This is a genomic window from Massilia agrisoli (genome assembly GCF_020831365.1).
Classification (GTDB): Bacteria; Pseudomonadota; Gammaproteobacteria; order Burkholderiales; family Burkholderiaceae_D; genus Telluria_A; species Telluria_A agrisoli.
The window spans coordinates 1003620-1020612 of the sequence record NZ_JAJHPV010000013.1 but is presented as its reverse complement, the minus strand read 5'-3'; the positions used below and the strand labels follow the sequence as shown (position 1 = coordinate 1020612).

The window sequence follows — 16993 nt, the reverse complement described above, 5'->3', positions numbered from 1 at the left end:
AGGTTTGACGCGAATCAAGCGCGCGATCGGACACCGGCGCTGCGAACGAAATGCCCGCGGGGCGGTCGAAGGCGCTATGGATATTCCCTCTCCGCGACCGGGCGACGCCCTCCTCCTGGTCGATGTTCAGCTTGATTTCATGCCCGGCGGAAGCCTCCCGATCCCCTCCGGCGACCAGGTCATCGGGCCGCTGAACGCGGCCATCGCGCTCTTCCGTTCGCAAGGCCTGGCGGTGTTCGCCACGCGCGACTGGCATCCCCGTGACCACTGTTCGTTCAAGGCCCATGGCGGCGTGCTGCCGGCGCACTGCATCGCCGGCAGCCGCGGCGCGGCTTTCCCTGCCGAACTGGCGCTGCCGCCCGATGCGGTCATCGTGTCAAAGGGGATCCAGGCCGATGCCGACGCCTATTCGGGTTTCGAGGGAACCGGGCTGGCCGGCATGCTGCGCGCGGCAGGCGTGACCCGGCTGTTCGTGGGCGGGCTGGCGACGGATTACTGCGTGCTCAATACCGTGACCGATGCACTTCAGGAAGGGTTTGCGGTGGTGCTGCTGCCGGGCGCGATGCGGGGACTGAACCTGCAGGCCGGCGATGACGAGGCGGCCATCGCAACGATGATCGAACGCGGCGCGGCGCCGGGTTCCTTGCCGCCTCCTGCGAAAGCGCGCCAGCGCCATGCCCAGCCGCGTTACCGCTAGCCTGGGCCCGGCTGGCGCGCCTCGCGCGCGAAAGATCAGAAGGTGTGGCGGATGCCTGCGTTGTACGCGGTGTCGCCGGAACCGACATCGCTGTTGTTGCCAACAGTGTAGCCAGCGCCATTCTTGTTCTTGATCTTGCCGTACGAGGTGTACAGGCTGGTGCGCTTCGACAGCGAACGGGTCAGGCCAAGCGCCCACTGGTCGGCGTCCTGGTTGAACGCGGTGCGGTCGTCCTTGCGGATGAACGACGCCATCAGCGCGTTGGCGCCGAACGGCACCTGCACGCCGATCAGCATGTCGCGGCTATCGAGCGAGGCGACTGGCGCCACGCCGCCGAACGGGTTGCTGTTGTTGGCCAGCGGCGAGCTGTTCAGGCCTTCGTTGACGCCGTAGGCAGCATAGGCCTTGGCGACGCCGAAGTTGTAGTTAGCAGCGAGCAAGGTGTTGCGGCCGATCTGGCGGTCCTGCACGCCGGCCAGGCCAGCCACGTCGTTGTTGCGGTGGTTGTGCGCCAGGCGTGCGTTCAGCTTGCCTGCGCCGAAGGACAGCGCGGCGCCGATCTGGCGGCCGGCGATGCTGTTGCCGCCCTGCTCAGCCAGGCTGTACGACAGCTCGCCCGAGAAACCATTGACCACTGGCGAGGCGTACACGACCGCGTTGCTGGTGCGGGTGTTGACGCCGGCAGTCGGCATCAGGTTCTTGGCGCTGCCTGCGTAGCCGGCGCCGAATGGATCGGCAACCTGGCTCACGGCGTTGTAGTAAGGGGTGTACTGGCGGCCCAGGGTCAGGGTGCCGAGCTCGCTCTTCAGGCCGACGTAGGCCTGGCGGTTGAAGATCGAACCGGAAACGTCGCTGGCGCCGGTGTCGAGGCGGTAGCCCGCTTCCAGCAGGAACAGCGCGGAAACGCCGTTGCCCAGGTCTTCGGTGCCGCGGAAGCCCAGGCGCGAAGCCGAACCGATGCCGCTGCTGATGTTGGTGGCCGATCCGTTGACGCCACCCTGCTCGCGCACGATACCGGCGTCGACGATACCGTAAACGGCAACCGACGACTGTGCCTGTGCGAGGCTTGAAAACGCGCCGAAAATGGCGATGGCGGTGAGAGTCTTTTTCATGTTTCTTCAATTCTATGTTTGAGGAGCCAACATGATAGGGGCTGCTTGCTAGTCCGGCAATGCGTAATCATACTTAGTAACAATTCGCGTTGGTCTCGCGCCACGGGCGCTGGTATCGGCAAGCTCTGGCTAAAGGCGATAAGATTGACGAATGGATAACCTCACACATTCCGTCAGCGGCCTTGCCGTCGGCAAATTCATCTCCCGCAGCCTGGCGCCCGAACGGGATGAAGCGCGCCAGCGCACGCGCCGCAAGCTGATGCTGGTGTCGTGCTGGGCGGCAAGCAATTTTCCGGACCTCGACCTGGTATTGACGCCGCTGCTTCCCGCCCCGCTCGGCTACCTGCTGCATCACCGCGGCCACACGCACACCTTGCTGTACGCACTGCCGCAGGCCTTGCTGCTGGCCGCCCTGCTGTGGTTGCTGTGGCCCGCCGCGCGCGCGCTGCTGGCGCACAGCGCGCCGGCGCGGCGCGGGCTGGCCATATCCATCGGCGCCGGTTTCTTGCTGCACATATCACTCGACTACCTCAACTCGTACGGCGTGCATCCTTTCTATCCTGCCGATCCGCGCTGGTTCTACGGCGACATGGTGTTCATCATCGAACCGGTGTTCTGGATCGCGTTTGGGGTACCGCTGGCACTGATGGCCACGCGCAGGATTTCCAGGCTGGTCCTGCTCGGCATGCTAGTCGGCGTGCCGGCGGTGTTTACCGCCAGCGGCCATTTACATCCCGCCTCGACGGCCGCGCTGGTGCTGCTGGCAGTGGTGGCCGGGGTCATGCAGCGGCGCGCCGGCACCTCAGGCAGGCAGGGACTGGCGACGGCCTTCGCGGCGGCCGCCATCTTCGTCGGCGTCCAGTGGCTCTCGTCAAGCGCCGCCAGGAGCGCGGTCGCGGCGCAACTGCAGATGCGCGATCCGGGCACCCGCGTCGACGACGTCGCGATGTCTTCGTTCCCGTCCAATCCCCTGTGCTGGGCCTTCGTGTCGGTGGAACACAAAGGCGAAAACTTCCGCGTATCGCGCGGCGTTGCCAGCATCGCGCCGGGACTGGCCGGGGCGCGTTCCTGTCCGTCGGCGTTCGCCGAGCGCGATGCCCAGCGGGCTTTGTCCCCTGGCGTCGCCATCGTGTGGGAGCAACAAACCCCGCTGGCCGAGCTACGCGGCAGGCAACAGCAGGACTGCTACTTCGACGCCTGGCTGCGTTTCGCGCGCACGCCCGCGCTGGGCCCGGGCCACGCCACCGACGTGCGTTACGGCGTCGATCCGGACAGCAATTTCTCGACGATCCGCTACGCCAGTTTTGCCGGCAAGCCCTGCCCCGCCGGCGTGCCCCAGTGGGGTCATCCCCGCGCTGACTTGCTCGGAGTGAGGCCTTAAGGCGAAAGGCGCGGCCTGCGTTGTGCCCTCTCAACGCCGGCTGGATGCGGCCACCCTAAAATTGAACCGCCCCGCCCAAGCGTAGGCCGGGAATTCAAGATAGGAGGCGGCATGCTGTCAATCAAGATCGCACGGGTTCGCTTCCTGCAACAGACCAACCTGCGCACCGACTACCAGCACTCGGTTGCCATCTCGCTGCTGCGCGGCCTGGCAGCCCTGCAGGTGGCCGCAGCCCATGTGCGCGCCCAGTTCTATCCCGGCCTGTCGACCATCGCGGACCCCAGCGCCGGCTACCAGGCACTGGCTTTCTTTACCGGTTTCGCCCACCAGGCCGTGGTGATATTTTTCCTGCTGTCGGGCTGGCTGGTCGGCGGCAGCCTGATGAACAAGCTGAACGAGCCGCACGCGATGCTGTCGTACGCCATCGACCGGATTACCCGCCTGTGGATCGTGCTGGCGCCTGCGTTCGTGGCCTCGCTGCTGATCGGCGTCGCCATCGGCGCGCTCTCGCCCCCGGGCGGCGGCGATGGGATTCCGGAGGAATACACGCTGGCTACCTTCGTCGGCAACCTGTTTGGGCTGCAGGACCTGGCCGTGCCCCGCTACGGCGGCAACTTCGCGCTGTGGAGCCTGACCTACGAAACCTGGTACTACGTGCTGTTCCCGCTTGCGGTGCTGATGTTCGCGCGCCAGGGTGGGTGGGCAAAAGCATCGGCCGCGGTGGCAGTGACCGTCATCGCCTGGCACCTGAATGCGGCCATCCTGCTGTACTTCACCTTGTGGCTGCTGGGCGCCGGCTGCTCGCGCATCCAGGTCGATGCATCGCCCATGGCCAAATGGACGCTGGCGGGCGTGTTCGTGCTGGTAGCCACCTGGTTCCGTCTTAAGGGAAGCAATGACATCCTGGTCGAGGAGTCGTATCTGCAGGACCTGCTCTACAGCCTGCTGTTCCTGGCACTGCTGTGCAGCCTGCAGTCCAAGGTGGGACCGGCCGACAGGCTGGTGCTCAGGCTCGGGCGCATCGGCAGCTTCTTCGCCGAGTTTTCATTCAGCCTGTACGTCATCCACGTGCCGCTGATCTTCCTGGTGCGCCACATCAACAAGAGCCAGCTCGGCATCGAGCGGCTCGATCCGGCCAGCCTGTCCGATTTTGGCCTGTATACCTCGATCGTGGTCCTCATCGTGCTGCTGGCCTGGCTGTTCCACCTGCCCTTCGAGGCGCAGACCTACCGCGTGCGGCGGCGCCTGAAGGAGTGGATGCTGCCGCGGGCACAGCCTCAGAACATCGCGTAGACGTAGGGCGACGGCTCCCCGGCCGCCTCGCCGGCGGCCAGCAGCGGTCGCGCCGCCTGGGCGGCGGCGGCAAAACGCGCGGCATGGCCGGCCAGCTCGTGGCGGCCCAGCGAACGCCAGTGCGCCCCGAGGCGCTGTTCCAGCTGCGCCGTGTCGGCGCAGGCTGCGCTGGTGAAATCGTCGTGGCTCATCGCGCTGCGGCGGCGCCGCACGTAGTAGCTCAGCCAGGTAACGTCCGGCGCCAGCGGAAACGCCTGGACGCCAGCGGCCTGCATGCGTTCGGCGATCGGCAGCAGCACCTCGTCGAACAGCGCTCCCATCAGCTGCGCCAGCTGTTCTTCCTTAGTCGAGCTCATAGGTCGTCCTCCAGTCTTCCTTGTCTTGCGTTTCGGGCTGGTCCTTGCGCCACAGCAGCACGTCTTCCATCACCAGCAGGTCCATTTCAGTGCGCATGAAGCAGCGGTAGGCGTCCTGCGGACTGCACACGATCGGCTCGCCGCGTACGTTGAACGAGGTGTTGACCAGCATCGGGCAGCCGGTCTGGCGCTCGAACTCGCGGATCAGCGCATGGAACTCCGGGCTGGTGCTGGCGTCCACCGTTTGCACCCGCGCCGAATAGTCGACATGGGTGATGGCCGGCACATCGCTGCGCGGCTGGTTGATCACGCCCATCATGTCGTCGTCGCCGCCGTCGAAGCGCGCCCTGTCCATCGGCAGCCGGCGTTCCTTGCGCACGGGGGCGACCAGCAGCATGTAGGGACTGCTTGTGTCCAGTTCGAAATAGTCGGCGCAGCGCTCGCGCAGCACGCTCGGCGCAAACGGCCGGAACGATTCGCGGTACTTGATCTTCAGGTTCATCAAGGCCTGGGTGGCAGGATTGCGCGGGTCGCCAAGGATGGAGCGCGCGCCCAGCGACCGCGGGCCGAATTCCATGCGCCCGCTGAACCAGCCGACAATCTTGCCATCCGCCAGGGCTGCCGCGACCGTGGCCAGCCGGACGTCGCGTTCGCGCACCTGCTGGTACGGCAGCGCGTTGCGCTCCACGAAGGCCAGCACCTCGGAACTGGAATATGCCGGCCCCAGCAAGCCGCCCTGCTGGGCATCGCGCCCGCGAATTGGCGCCGTGCGCGGCTGGTCGAAGTACATGTGGTTGGCCAGCAGCGCCGCGCCCAGCGCGCCGCCGGCGTCGCCCGCGGCAGGCTGGATCCACACCTCGTCGAAGATGCCTTCGGCCACCAGCTTGCCGTTGGCAACGCAGTTCAGCGCCACCCCGCCGGCCATTACCAGCTTGCTCTCGCCGGTGATCTCGCGCAGGTGGCGCGCCGTCTTGAGCATGATTTCTTCGGTCAGCTTCTGGACGCTGGCGGCCAGGTCCATCTCGCGCCGGGTGATCGGCGTTTCCGGCTGGCGCGCCGCGCCGCCGAACAGCGCGGCGAACTTCTCGCCGGTCATCTGCATGGAATCGAGGTAGGCGAAGAACGCCGTATCGAGGCGGTAGGAGCCATCGTCGCGCACATCGATCAGCGCGCGCCGGATGGTGTCGTAGTAGCGCGGCTCGCCATAAGGCGCCAGCCCCATCAGCTTGTACTCGCCGGAATTGACCTTGAAGCCGCAGAAGTAGGTAAACGCGCTGTACAGCAGGCCCAGCGAGTGCGGATAATTGATTTCGGAGAACAGCCGGACGGTGCTGCCGTCGCCGCTGCCCAGGCTGGTGGTGGCCCACTCGCCCACCCCGTCGATGGTCAGGATGGCGGCGCGCTCGAACGGCGACGGATAGAAGGCGCTGGCCGCGTGCGCCATGTGGTGCTCGGAAAACAGCACCCGCCCTTCGCGCCCGAGCGAGCCGATGGCGCCGCGCACATGCTCGTCCAGCCACAGCTTGTCGCCCAAAATTTGCCCGGCCGCCTGCACGAACTGCGCACGCCCGCTGGCGCCCGCCGCCAGCGCATTCTCGACCACCCGGTCGAAGGTCGCCACCGGGTTGTCATAGAAGATCACCGCATCGAGCTCGCTGGCGTCGACGAAGCCTTCCTCCAGACAGTAGTTAATCGCGTTGACGGGAAAGCGCGGGTCGTGCTTCTTGCGCGAGAAGCGTTCCTCCTGCGCGGCGGCGACGATCTGGCCGTCGCGCACCAGCGCGGCCGCCGAGTCGTGGTAAAACGCGGAAATGCCGAGTATCAGCCGGGACATACGATGCCCTTTCTTTGCGGCGCCTGCAACAGCAGGCGGTACAACTCGGGCGCCAGCGATTCGGCCAGCGCGCGGTGTCCCTCGGGGGTGTAATGGATGTCGGTCTCCCAGCGGAAGCGGCGCCGTTGCGCGGCCGGATAGCCCATGAAGGCCGGCAGCGGGTCGTGCAGGGTGCAGTTCAGTTCGGCGGCGAGCTCGGCGAAGCGGGCCTGGTAGGCGCTGGCGTCGCAGGCCTGGTCCAGGTGCTGGGGCAAGGGCAGCGGCATCAGCACCACCGGCCGCGCCGACCGGAGGATCCATTCCGACAAGATGGCGCGCATCAGGCGCCAGCCGGGACTGTTGGGGGAATCGTAGTCGGGCAGCGGCTGGTAGTGGGTCAGGCGCTGGACCGCATCCTTGGCGCCGACCGCATTGACGATCTTGCGCAGCAGCGCGAAGCGGCCGCCCATGTCGACCGCGCCCTGTTCGGCCGGCGGCAGGTCCTGCATCTCGTAGGGCGTCGGTCGCGGCGGCACATTGCGCAGCAAGAGCGTGTCGCCATCCAGGGAAAAATACGGCTTAGCGTAGATGCGTTCGCGCCCGTCGGCATCGCGGTGCGGCCGGTAGTGGGCCATCACGCGGCGGATGTTCTCGACGAACACGGCGATGACCAGCACATCGTGCTCGATGCCTTGCGCAAACTCGCGCCAGGCCAGGTATTGCTGGTCGGTGCCGGTTGAGGACAGGCCGAAATTGTAGGCTTCCACCCTGGCCCGGGTGGCTTCGGACAGGCGTGCTTCCAGCACGTCGGTGTAGCGGTGGTGGTTGCTGACGGCGTCGCCGGCGGTAAACGAGTCGCCGAAAAACAGCACCCGGCGCGCACCCGGCGCCAGCGCCTTGACGAAGGGCCGGTTGGACCGGAAGCCGTCGTCGTTGGCATGCACCAGGTAACCGCCGCCCTCATGCTGGATGCGGGCTTTCAGGTTGGGGATGAAGCGGTAACCAACGACAGGGTGGTACTCGTAGAGCTGTCTCATTAGAACTCCGCAAGAATGTCCGGACCGTGGTCCGCGCTCGGCCAATTCTGGTCAAAGAGCTCATTCTTGCGTTTGTTCATGGTCAAGCATTTCGCCGACCCTGATTCCAACCCACGCCAAGGTTTGATGTTAAGAAGTTAAGCGTGAGATTAGTTGTTTCCCAGCGTTACGGCAGGTCCTCGACAGGCGTTTCCAGCACCGGTTCAGGCAGCTCGACCGGCTCGGCGCGGCGGCCCGGTTCCAGCTGGCGCGGCGGCTCCGGTTCGATGCGGCGGCCGAAGCCAGGATCGCGGACCGGTTCTGGTTCCGCGCGGCGGCCGAAGCCAGGATCGCGCAGCGGTTCCGGCTGCTCAGGCGCCACTTCGATGATCTCTTCCTCGCCCTCGACTTCGACCGGCTCGTCCAGCACCGGCTCGGCCGGGGCCACGCCGTCTTCATACAGCTCGCCCGGCTCCTCCATCACCTCGACCGGCTCTTCCTCGCGCACCGGCGCAGGACGAGGCGCGCCCGGGAAGGTGGCGCGCGCATCGAGCTTGCCCGAGTCCAGCGCGGCCTTGAAGAAGTCGCCCACCAGCAGGATCGCGTTGTGGCCGCCTTGCCCCCAGTAATTGCTGCGCATCGCCACCCGGTTGTCGTTGAAGCCGACCCAGGCGCCCGCCACCAGGTTCGGGTGCATCAGGATAAACCAGCCGTCGGCGTTCTTCTGGGTGGTGCCGGTCTTGCCGGCCACGTCGGCGGTGATGCCGAAGCGGTAGCGCACGCCGGTGCCGGTGCCGCGGTTGATGACGCCGCGCATCATGTCGATCAGGTTGATCGCCGATTCGCTCGACATCGCGCGGCGCGGCGACTCGCCGCCGAACTCGGCGATCACATTGCCTTCGCGGTCGGTGATGCGCTTGACGAACACCGGCGCGCGGTATTCACCCTGGGCGGCGATGGTCGAATAGGCGTTGACCATTTCCAGCAGGGTGACCGGACTGGTGCCCAGCGCCAGCGACGGCACCGGCGACAGCGGGCTGTCCTTGATGCCGAGGTCGCGCGCCAGCTGGATGATGCCGGGCAGCCCGACATCCTGCATCACCTGGGCGGTAATCGTGTTCTTCGAATACACCAGGCCGTCGCGCAAGGTCATCCGGTTGCCGCTCGAGCCGGTCATGTCGGTCGGGCGCCAGATCTTGCCGTCGCCGGCCTTGATGTCGAGCACCGCGTCAACGTAGGGCTGTTCCGGCGACATGCCTTTTTCCAGCGCGGCGCCGTAGACGATCGGCTTGAAGGTCGAGCCGGGCTGGCGCAGGGCCTGGGCCACGTGGTCGAACTGGTCGCGCTCGAAGTCGCGGCTGCCGACCCAGGCCTTGACCTCGCCGGTGGTCGGGTCCATCGCCACGAAGCCGGTTTCCAGGCGCGTCTTGGCGCTGCGCAGCGCGGCCATGAACTTGCGGTCGGACTTCAGGCGCTTGAGCACGTCCTTGCCCGCCTCGCCTGCCTCGACGGCATTGCGGTATTCGGCGGTGTCGCGCACGAAGGCGTCGAGCAGGCCGCGCTTGGATTTCCAGAAGTATTCGAACGGGTTGATCGCATGATGCATGCCGGCGTAGGCGCCGGTCGACGAGGTGTAAGACAGCCCCGGCTGGCTCCATTCGATGTCGGCGATGATCTGCAGCGCCTTGCCCTGGCGGTCGACCGCGCGCACCGCCGCCTGCTGCAGCGCCGAGTCGAGCGTGGTGTGCACCACCAGCCCGTCGAGCTGGAGGTTGTAGTCGTTCTCGTCGGCCCACTGGATCATCCACTTGCGCACGTGCGCCGAGAAGTGGCTGTCGGTGCCGCCCCGTTCGGGCTGGCGCTCGAAATGCAGGCGCAGCGGGCGCTTCTTGAGCGCCTTGAAGCGCGCCTCGTCGATCACGCCGTGCTTGAGCATCTGGCCCAGCACCACATTGCGCCGCTCGACCGAGCGTTCCGGGTTGGTCACCGGGTTGTAGTACTTGGTGCCCTTGAGCATACCGACCAGGGTCGCGCTTTCGAGGATGTCGAGCCTGGCGGCCGGCTTGTCGAAGTAGGTGCGCGCCGCCATCTCGATGCCGAAGGTGTTGTACAGGAAAGGCACCGTGTTCAGGTAGGCTTCCAGGATCTCGGTCTTGCTATAGGTCGCCTCGATCTTGATCGCGGTGATCATTTCCTTCAGCTTGCGGTTCAGGTTGCGCGAACGCCCGATCTCTTCCGGGAACATATTGCGCGCCAGCTGCTGGGTAATGGTCGAGCCGCCCTGGGAATCGCCGCGCAGGGTGTACAGCACCGCGCCGACGGTGCGGCGGAAATCGATGCCGTTGTGGTCGTAGAAGCGGTGGTCCTCGGTGGCCACCAGCGCCTTGATCACGTGGGGCGAGATCTTGTCCAGCTTGACCCGCTCCTGCAGGCCCGACTCGAAGGTGGCCAGCTGCTTGCCGTCGGCCGTCACCAGGGTGCTGGCTTTGGCTTCGCGCGCCTGGCGCAGGTCGCTGATGCCGGGCGTGAGCGGAATCAGGATCAGCACATACAGCAACAGCAATCCGAGCAGGGCCGCGATGCCCCACAGTACGATCAGTCCCGCGCGCTGCGCCGGTGGATAGCGCAACAGGTGCTCCCTGAACCGCGCGTAGCCCGCTTGCGCGCCAGTCGTTGCCGCGCTGCCCGCGCGGCGGGCCTTCTGGCGCATGCGTTGCGCCAGTTTATCGTTATCGTCCACCATGTATGCCTTGCCAAATGTTCATTTATTGCGAATGGCCGAGTATAGCCGACGCAGGCAAAAAAATGCGTTACGGGTGGCGACAGGAGAAAGCAGGCCTAGTGCGCCGATGGCGGCGCCAGCGTATCGATGTCGCGTCCGCCGAAGCGGCCCATCAGTTCGGCGGCCGCGGCGGCCTCGGGACCGTCGACCGCGTCCAGCACCACCATGCACAGGCCGCGCTGGGCAACGTTTTCATAATTGCGCGCATAGGTATGGTGGCCTTCGCCCATGCCGCCCGGCGCTTCGGTGGCATTGCCGACGGTGAAATTGCCCTGCACCGGGCCGGCCTCGTCGTCGCGCACGCTCACCCTGACCGAATCGCGCGCATAGCCGGCCGCCAGCAGCGCGTCGCGCGCCGCCTCGGCGTCGGCATATTGGTCGAAAATGCGGATCATCTGTGTCGCCATGTTTCCTCCTGGTGTGAGCCGGGCGCGCCCGCAAAGGCGCGCCCCATGGCCAGATGTATAGCACAAGCGCGCGCGGCGGCACGCACCGCTGGCGGTCCTACCAGGCGAACTTGTTCCAGGTGTTTTCGCCGACGATGCCGTCCACACCCAGGCCTTTGGCGCCCTGGAAGCTGCGCACCGCGCTGTCGGTGCCCGGCCCGAAGACGCCGTCCACCGCGACCGCATAGCCGCTCTCGACCAGCTGGCTTTGCACCGCCCTCACCTTCGCGCCCGAGTCGCCCTGCTGGGCCAGCACCGTCAGCGCGGGCCAGCTGGCGTTGCCGACCACGCCGTCAGCGCCCAGGCCCTGCGACGCCTGGAAGTTTTTCACCGCGGTCAACGTGGTGCTGCCGAAGCTGCCGTCCGCCGTCACGCTGTAGCCCCACTGCTGCAGCAGGTACTGGACGGTGCGCACCCGCTCGCCCGTATTGCCGTACTGGACTACTGGCCAGGTCAGGGTCGGGGTCGCACCGCCGCCGCTGCCCGATCCGCTGGTCACCAGCTGCTTATAGCGCGGCCAGTCCCAGCCCGAGCCGGGGTCGGTATGCGACTGGCTGGCGTAGTTGACGTGGCCCTTGACGTCGAAGTTGGCGTCGGGAAGCACCGCATTCCAGCCGCTGGCGCCGTCATACACCTTTTGCGCCAGTGCGCGCGAGGCCAGGATGTCGCGGGTCAGGTCGGCCGAGGCGTTGTACATGGCCGTGGTGTACCAGGCGGACGGATTGGCGACATAGCCCTCATGCTCGATGCCGACCGTGTAGCCATTGGAATTGCCGATGTGCCAGGCCTTGTCCGCTTCGCGCACCATCTGCGTCACCTGGCCGTCCGACGAACGGATCACGTAGTGGGCGCTGACGCCGGCGCTGCAGTTCTGGAACCATGAAATGGAGCCGGCATACGAGCCCTGCGTCGTGTGGACCGCCACGTGGCTGACCGAGACGGTGCGCGCCGAGTAGTTGCAGCTTGCCGCCGGGTTCCAGATCGCCGGCGGGTAATCGGTCGATGCAGCAGCCGGCAGCGCGGCGGCCGCGCAGGCGACCAGCAGGCCTGCGAGCAGGCCATCAATAGTGTTCTTCGTCTTGATTATTCTCCAGGTGGGCGCGTTATTTCGACTGGAAGTCGGGGACCGAGATCTTCGGGTCCGGCACACCGGTCTCAACGGTGATGCGCGGTGCGGCCAGCTTCTTCAGCTTGTCGCGGCCGTAGATTTTTTCCATCTCGACGTGGCGCTGGCGGATCTTGTAGTCGGCGCCCTCGCGGCCCTGGCGGATGGCGGTAAACACCTCATAGGTGTACAGCTGGGCAATTTCGGGCTGCGGTATGCCGCTGTATAAAGCCACCGCCCGCTCCCAGTCTTCCAGCGGGAAAGCGCGGGTTTTGCGCGCGCCGTGGTAGGCCAGCAGCGCGGCGGCGCCGCGGATATTCGCGCGCGTGCTGCTAAGCAAGGTGGCGGGCTGCTCTCGGATCAGGCCGGCGGCCTGCACCAGCGAGGTGCCAAAGTGGCTGTCGTTGCGCAAACCCATGATGCCGTAGTTGGGCGGCATGCCGCCGTGCGGGTCGACCTCGACGTCCGGCTCGCCGTTCTTGCGCGCCTGCCCTTTCGGCATGTGGTGGCGCCAGCGCGTCTCGGCGTACGCGATCGCCTCGAGCAGCTCGACCGGCACGTTGAATTCCGCCGACGCCTCGGCAAAGTACTGCTGGTATTTCTTCGCGTGCAGGTTCAATTCGCTTGCCTTGCCGTCGGCAAATGCGGCGGGCGCCCCTGCCATTCCTGCGGCGAACAGGGCGACAAGCAGCCCGGCCTTGTTGTTCAACTTCATTGACAGCCTCCTGGTCCAGATGACGAAGCCTGCGGCGCAGGCAGAATGCCCGGTACGGCCGGCCGCGCGTCGCGGTCAAGGGCTTGGAAAGTATAGGTATAAGTTTTTCCTGTGGTGAAGAATTGTCATTTCTTAACATTCCAATCGAAAACATTCTTTTTTTAACAGTCCAACGCCTCCCGCAACGCGCCGACATGCGGGCGGGTGTCCGTCCTACTCCCGCAGCGAAGATCGAAATTTAAGATGGCAATGTCAGCCTAATGGGAGAAAAACGATGTCGGCACTCAGCAAACTCAGTCCTTCGATCACGGACATGATCCGTTTCGACCACTCGCACGTGATGGTCACCTTCCACCAGTACACCGGCACCACCCGGCCAAGCGTCAAGAAAGCGCTGGCCGAAACGATCTGCGATGCGGTCGAGATCCACGCCACGCTGGAAGAAGAAATTTTTTATCCGGTGATGCGCGGCCTGGCCGGCGGCGAACCGGTCATCCAGAAGAGCCCGGCCGAGCATGAAGAAATCAAGCGCCTGATCGCCAACCTGCGCGCCACCGACGCCAGCGATTTCCGCCATGACGGGCTGATGCACGAACTAATGCGCGACATCATGCACCACGTCGCCGACGAGGAAACCGTGCTGCTGCCGGAAGCGGAGCGCATGCTCAGCAAGGACCGCCTGAACGAACTGGGCGCGCAGATGACCCGCCGCCGCCTCGAGCTGCTGTCGCCGAAAGCGGGCAAGGTGGCCAAGAACACGCTGGTCGGATTCTCGGGCAGCACCACTGCCATTGTGGTCGGGCTGGCCAGCGCGATGATGGCGGCCAAATTCATCTCCCGGCGCCACGCCTGAGGGGGCTGATACTTTTCAGGCACGATGCCGCCGAATGCGATATCGTGTCTGTATGAACACGCCTTACCTGAAACGCCTGGCGCTGGCAGCAGCCACGTCGCTCTTCCTCGCCCTGCCCGCCGCAGCCGCGCCCGCCGCGGCCACCATCGAGGCTCTCGCCACTGCGTCGCTGTCGGCCCCGCCGGCGGCGCGCCCTTATGACGAACGCAACTGGCTGCAACGCTTCTACGCGCCGCGCGGCTACGCGCCGGCCTGGAGCGGGCACAGCGCGAAACTGGCGCTGGCCCTGCTCGATGGCGCCGAGGCCCACGGGCTCAGTCCTGCGGAGTACCGAAGCGATGCGCTGCGTGCCCAGCTTGACGACGGCGACGCCGGCGAGCCGCGCTTCGACGCCGCCCTGACCCGCGCCATGCTGCATTACCTTGCCGACCTGCGCGTCGGCCGGGTGACCTCCGAATTCCATACCACCCTGCCCGACCCGCGCCTGCACAGCTTCGATCCGGTCGTCCAGTTGCGCGCCGCGCTCGACGGCGGCGGCCTTGCCGCGGCCGTCGCGGCGGCCCAACCGGCGTTTCCGTTCTATGCACGGGTGAAGGACGCGCTGGCGCATTACCGCGCGCTGGCCGCCACCGGGCAGCACAGTGCCTTGCCGCTCCCGGCCACGCTGCGTGCCGGCGACCCGTACGCCGGCGCGGCGCAGTTGCGCGAGCGCCTGGTCTTGCTGGGCGACCTGCCGCCCGGCAGCGCGGCCACCGGCGACGGCGCCTATACGCCCGCGCTGGCCGAGGGCGTGCGCCACTTCCAGCTGCGCCATGGACTCGAAGCCGACGGCGTGCTCGGCAAGGAGACCATGGCCGCGCTCAATGTCCCGCTCAGCCGGCGGGTGCGCCAGCTCGAACTCACGCTCGAACGGCTGCGCTGGCTGCCCGCGCTCGGTCCCGGCCGCGTCATCGCCGTCAACCTGCCGGCCTACCGCCTGTGGGCGCTGGACATCGGCGCCACGGGAGCGCAAGCGGCGCCGCTGGAGATGCGCGTGATTGTCGGCGAGTCGGTCAAGACGCCGACCCCGCTGTTCATCGGCCAGATGCGCTACCTCGAGTTCAATCCTTACTGGAACGTACCGAGCAGCATCGCGCTGGGCGAGCTGCTGCCCAAACTGATGCGCGACCGCGACTACCTGGCGCGCAACGAGATGGAGCTGGTCGGCGCCGGCCTCGCTACGCCTGCCACGACCGTCACCGACGCCAGCCTGGCTGCGCTGCGCGCGGGCAAGCTGAGGGTACGGCAGCGTCCGGGGCCGAAGAACGCGCTCGGCGCTGTCAAATTCGCGATGCCCAATCCGATGAACATCTACCTGCATTCGACCTCGCAGCGCGAACTGTTCGCGCGTAACCGGCGCGACCTCAGCCACGGCTGCATCCGCGTCGAGAAACCGCTGGAACTGGCCCATTTCGTGCTCGGCGACCAGCCCGAATGGACGTTCGACAGCGTGGCGGCGGCGATGGCGCCGGGCCCGATGCGCAAAGTCAATCTGAGCGCGCCGATTCCGGTCGTGCTGTTCTATGCCACCGCCATGGTGGACCGCGACGGCAGCGTCCTGTTCACGCGCGATATCTACCGGCGCGACGTGGCGCTGGAACAAGCGCTGCATACCCATCAAGGTTGATAGGCTCGCCCGGCGGGGTGACAAAGTACGCATTTCTCGCTTGGTCCAACTGCTACCATCTTTCCATGCGGAAAATTTGGTACGGGACTTATGCGTTTTGACGGACTACTGACATCATGGAATGAAGCCACGGCCAGCGGCGTTATCACCCCCGGCAAAGGCGGTGACGACATCATCGTGCATGCATCGGAATTCCCGCAGGATGGACCAGCCCCTGCCGTCGGCGAAGCCGTCTCGTTTGGCGTGGAACTCGGACCCGGCGGCATCAAGCACGCCCACAGCATCTCCCGCCCCCGCGTGTCCTCGCGCGTGGCGGTCAAGCACCAACAGGCGCGCTCATCGTCATCGATGTTCACCGCCGCGCTGGTGGTCCTGACGGCCACTGCGGCCTTGTACTACGCCAGCATGCGCCACCAGGGCGGCCAGCCGGTTCCGGCACCTGCGCCCGTCGCGGCCGAAGCCGCCGCCGCGGCGTTGCGCGCGCACCGGACCGACCTGGTGGCCGCATCCCGCTTCGCGCGGCCGGCGCCGCCGGGCTGCGACGGGCGGACCCGCTGCAGCCAGATGAAGTCATGCGCGGAAGCGACCTACTTCCAGGAGCAATGTCCCGGCGCCGAGATGGACGGCGACCGCGACGGCATCCCCTGCGAAACGCAGTGGTGCAAGCCAGCGCAGGCCGCCCTGCCGCCGGGCCCCTAAGCCTGCATCCGGGGCGCGTCCGAGGCGGGCGCCGCGCTGGGCCGCGCCTCCGAATCGGCCGGCTTGAGCAACAACAGCTGGCCTTCCAGCACCCGGAATTCCAGCGGCGTCGTCATCTGCGTCACCTCGCCATCGGTGGCCACCTTGACCCGCCGCTTGCCGTAGAACTTGCGCGGCTTGACCGTCATGCGCCTGAAGCTGAAGGTCACCAGGTTGTCGGCCTCGCCCAGCCGTCCCAACATCGCCCGCAGCATCAAGCCCAGCATGCCGAGCTTGCCGACCGACTTGGGCGCGATGGCCGCCAGTTTGCCGTCCTCGACCGCGTCCGACAAGGGGGCGATGCCGACCTGCTCCATCTGCAGCCGGTTGTTGCCGACGAATAGGGTGGACGTGCGCAGCGCATGTTCCTTGCCGTCGAGTTCCAGGGTGATGCGCAGGCGGCGGTGGGGGCTGAAAAACGTTTTCAGGCCAGACAGGAAGGCCACGAAACGACTGCGGCCGAATTGCTTCTTGTCGATTTCGCGCTCTTCGAGCAGGCGCGGATACAGGCCGATGCTGGCGTTGACCAGGAAGATGCGGTCATTGACGACGCCGACCTGCACCGGCTGCACCTGGGCGTCGAGCAGCGCGCGCACGGCGTCGCCCAGGTCTTCGGGAATATGGTGGGTGCGGCCGAAATAGTTGAAGGTACCCTGCGGCAGGACGCCGAACAGGCAGCCCTGGGCGACCGCCTCGCGCGCGACGGCGTTGATGGTGCCGTCGCCGCCGGCGGCGACCAGGATGCCGCCGGCCGCCCTGGCCTGCGCCGCCGTGCGCGCGGCGACCTCGGCAATCTTGCCCGGATCGTCGACCAGCGCCAGCTCGAAACGCCGGCCGGCCTGGGTCAGCACTTCTTCGATCACGGAACGCCGCAGCGCCGTTTCCGATGAGCCGGAACCGGCGTTCACTACAATGAAAAACGGCGCCTGCGGATCGGGCTTGATTGCTTGCATGTTCTGGTCAGTGTGATGTGGTATTCGCTACCCTGACTGTACCACCGACGACCCGTTTTCACAGGTT

At 66.4% G+C, this 16993-nt stretch carries 15 protein-coding genes; 6 read left to right on the top strand and 9 right to left on the bottom strand.

The window, feature by feature from the left end; genetic code table 11:
- Nucleotides 1-76: 76 nt before the first annotated feature.
- Nucleotides 77-697 carry an isochorismatase family protein gene (locus tag LMJ30_RS13740; protein ID WP_229432881.1) on the top strand — a complete coding sequence of 207 codons (621 nt, stop codon included), beginning with the start codon at nt 77-79 and terminating at the stop codon, nt 695-697.
- A 35-nt stretch (nt 698-732) separates the two neighbouring features.
- Here LMJ30_RS13740 and LMJ30_RS13735 read toward each other — a convergent pair whose 3' ends face one another.
- Nucleotides 733-1809 (bottom strand): porin, encoded by a 1077-nt coding sequence (locus LMJ30_RS13735; protein ID WP_229432880.1) that lies wholly within the window; start codon nt 1807-1809, stop codon nt 733-735.
- Between the two features lie 151 nt (nt 1810-1960).
- Between LMJ30_RS13735 and LMJ30_RS13730 the strand changes: the two genes are divergently transcribed.
- Both LMJ30_RS13730 and LMJ30_RS13725 read left to right on the top strand, forming a co-directional pair.
- Nucleotides 1961-3190, top strand: a complete 1230-nt coding sequence (locus LMJ30_RS13730) for a metal-dependent hydrolase (protein ID WP_229432879.1) — start codon at nt 1961-1963, stop codon at nt 3188-3190.
- Nucleotides 3191-3301: 111 nt separating this feature from the next.
- A complete protein-coding gene (locus LMJ30_RS13725; protein ID WP_229432878.1) occupies nt 3302-4483 on the top strand; it encodes an acyltransferase family protein in 1182 nt (393 codons plus the stop codon).
- Here LMJ30_RS13725 and LMJ30_RS13720 read toward each other — a convergent pair.
- The 7 genes from LMJ30_RS13720 to LMJ30_RS13690 all read right to left on the bottom strand — a co-directional run bounded on the left by LMJ30_RS13720 (nt 4468) and on the right by LMJ30_RS13690 (nt 12716).
- On the bottom strand, nt 4468-4839 hold the full coding sequence (locus tag LMJ30_RS13720; RefSeq protein ID WP_229432877.1) for a hypothetical protein: 372 nt from the start codon (nt 4837-4839) through the stop codon (nt 4468-4470). The genes LMJ30_RS13725 and LMJ30_RS13720 overlap by 16 nt on opposite strands.
- Nucleotides 4826-6673 (bottom strand): carbamoyltransferase family protein, encoded by a 1848-nt coding sequence (locus tag LMJ30_RS13715; RefSeq protein ID WP_229432876.1) that lies wholly within the window; start codon nt 6671-6673, stop codon nt 4826-4828. Before LMJ30_RS13715 ends, LMJ30_RS13720 begins: the two co-directional genes overlap by 14 nt.
- Nucleotides 6661-7689, bottom strand: coding sequence for an SGNH/GDSL hydrolase family protein (locus LMJ30_RS13710; RefSeq protein WP_229432875.1), 1029 nt, complete (start codon nt 7687-7689; stop codon nt 6661-6663). The genes LMJ30_RS13715 and LMJ30_RS13710 overlap by 13 nt, the downstream gene beginning before the upstream one ends.
- A 166-nt stretch (nt 7690-7855) precedes the next feature.
- Nucleotides 7856-10411 (bottom strand): transglycosylase domain-containing protein, encoded by a 2556-nt coding sequence (locus LMJ30_RS13705; RefSeq protein WP_229432874.1) that lies wholly within the window; start codon nt 10409-10411, stop codon nt 7856-7858.
- Between the two features lie 95 nt (nt 10412-10506).
- Nucleotides 10507-10857 (bottom strand): hypothetical protein, encoded by a 351-nt coding sequence (locus LMJ30_RS13700; RefSeq protein ID WP_229432873.1) that lies wholly within the window; start codon nt 10855-10857, stop codon nt 10507-10509.
- Between the two features lie 97 nt (nt 10858-10954).
- Nucleotides 10955-12046: a peptidoglycan recognition protein family protein gene (locus tag LMJ30_RS13695; protein ID WP_229432872.1), complete on the bottom strand. Its 1092-nt coding sequence runs from the start codon at nt 12044-12046 to the stop codon at nt 10955-10957.
- Nucleotides 12000-12716 (bottom strand): hypothetical protein, encoded by a 717-nt coding sequence (locus LMJ30_RS13690; protein WP_229432871.1) that lies wholly within the window; start codon nt 12714-12716, stop codon nt 12000-12002. The genes LMJ30_RS13695 and LMJ30_RS13690 overlap by 47 nt, the downstream gene beginning before the upstream one ends.
- Nucleotides 12717-12990: 274 nt before the next feature.
- On the opposite strand from LMJ30_RS13690, the gene LMJ30_RS13685 reads away from it, so the two are divergent.
- From LMJ30_RS13685 to LMJ30_RS13675, 3 genes are all read left to right on the top strand, one after another.
- A complete protein-coding gene (locus tag LMJ30_RS13685) occupies nt 12991-13569 on the top strand; it encodes a hemerythrin domain-containing protein (protein WP_229432870.1) in 579 nt (192 codons plus the stop codon).
- Between the two features lie 52 nt (nt 13570-13621).
- On the top strand, nt 13622-15235 hold the full coding sequence (locus LMJ30_RS13680) for a L,D-transpeptidase family protein (protein ID WP_229432869.1): 1614 nt from the start codon (nt 13622-13624) through the stop codon (nt 15233-15235).
- A 90-nt stretch (nt 15236-15325) separates the two neighbouring features.
- Entirely contained in the window at nt 15326-15934 is a 609-nt protein-coding gene (locus LMJ30_RS13675) for an excalibur calcium-binding domain-containing protein (RefSeq protein ID WP_229432868.1), read from the top strand.
- On the opposite strand, the gene LMJ30_RS13670 is transcribed toward LMJ30_RS13675, so the two are convergent.
- Entirely contained in the window at nt 15931-16926 is a 996-nt protein-coding gene (locus LMJ30_RS13670) for a diacylglycerol/lipid kinase family protein (RefSeq protein ID WP_229432867.1), read from the bottom strand. The two genes, LMJ30_RS13675 and LMJ30_RS13670, sit on opposite strands and share 4 nt — an antisense overlap.
- Nucleotides 16927-16993 lie beyond the last annotated feature (67 nt).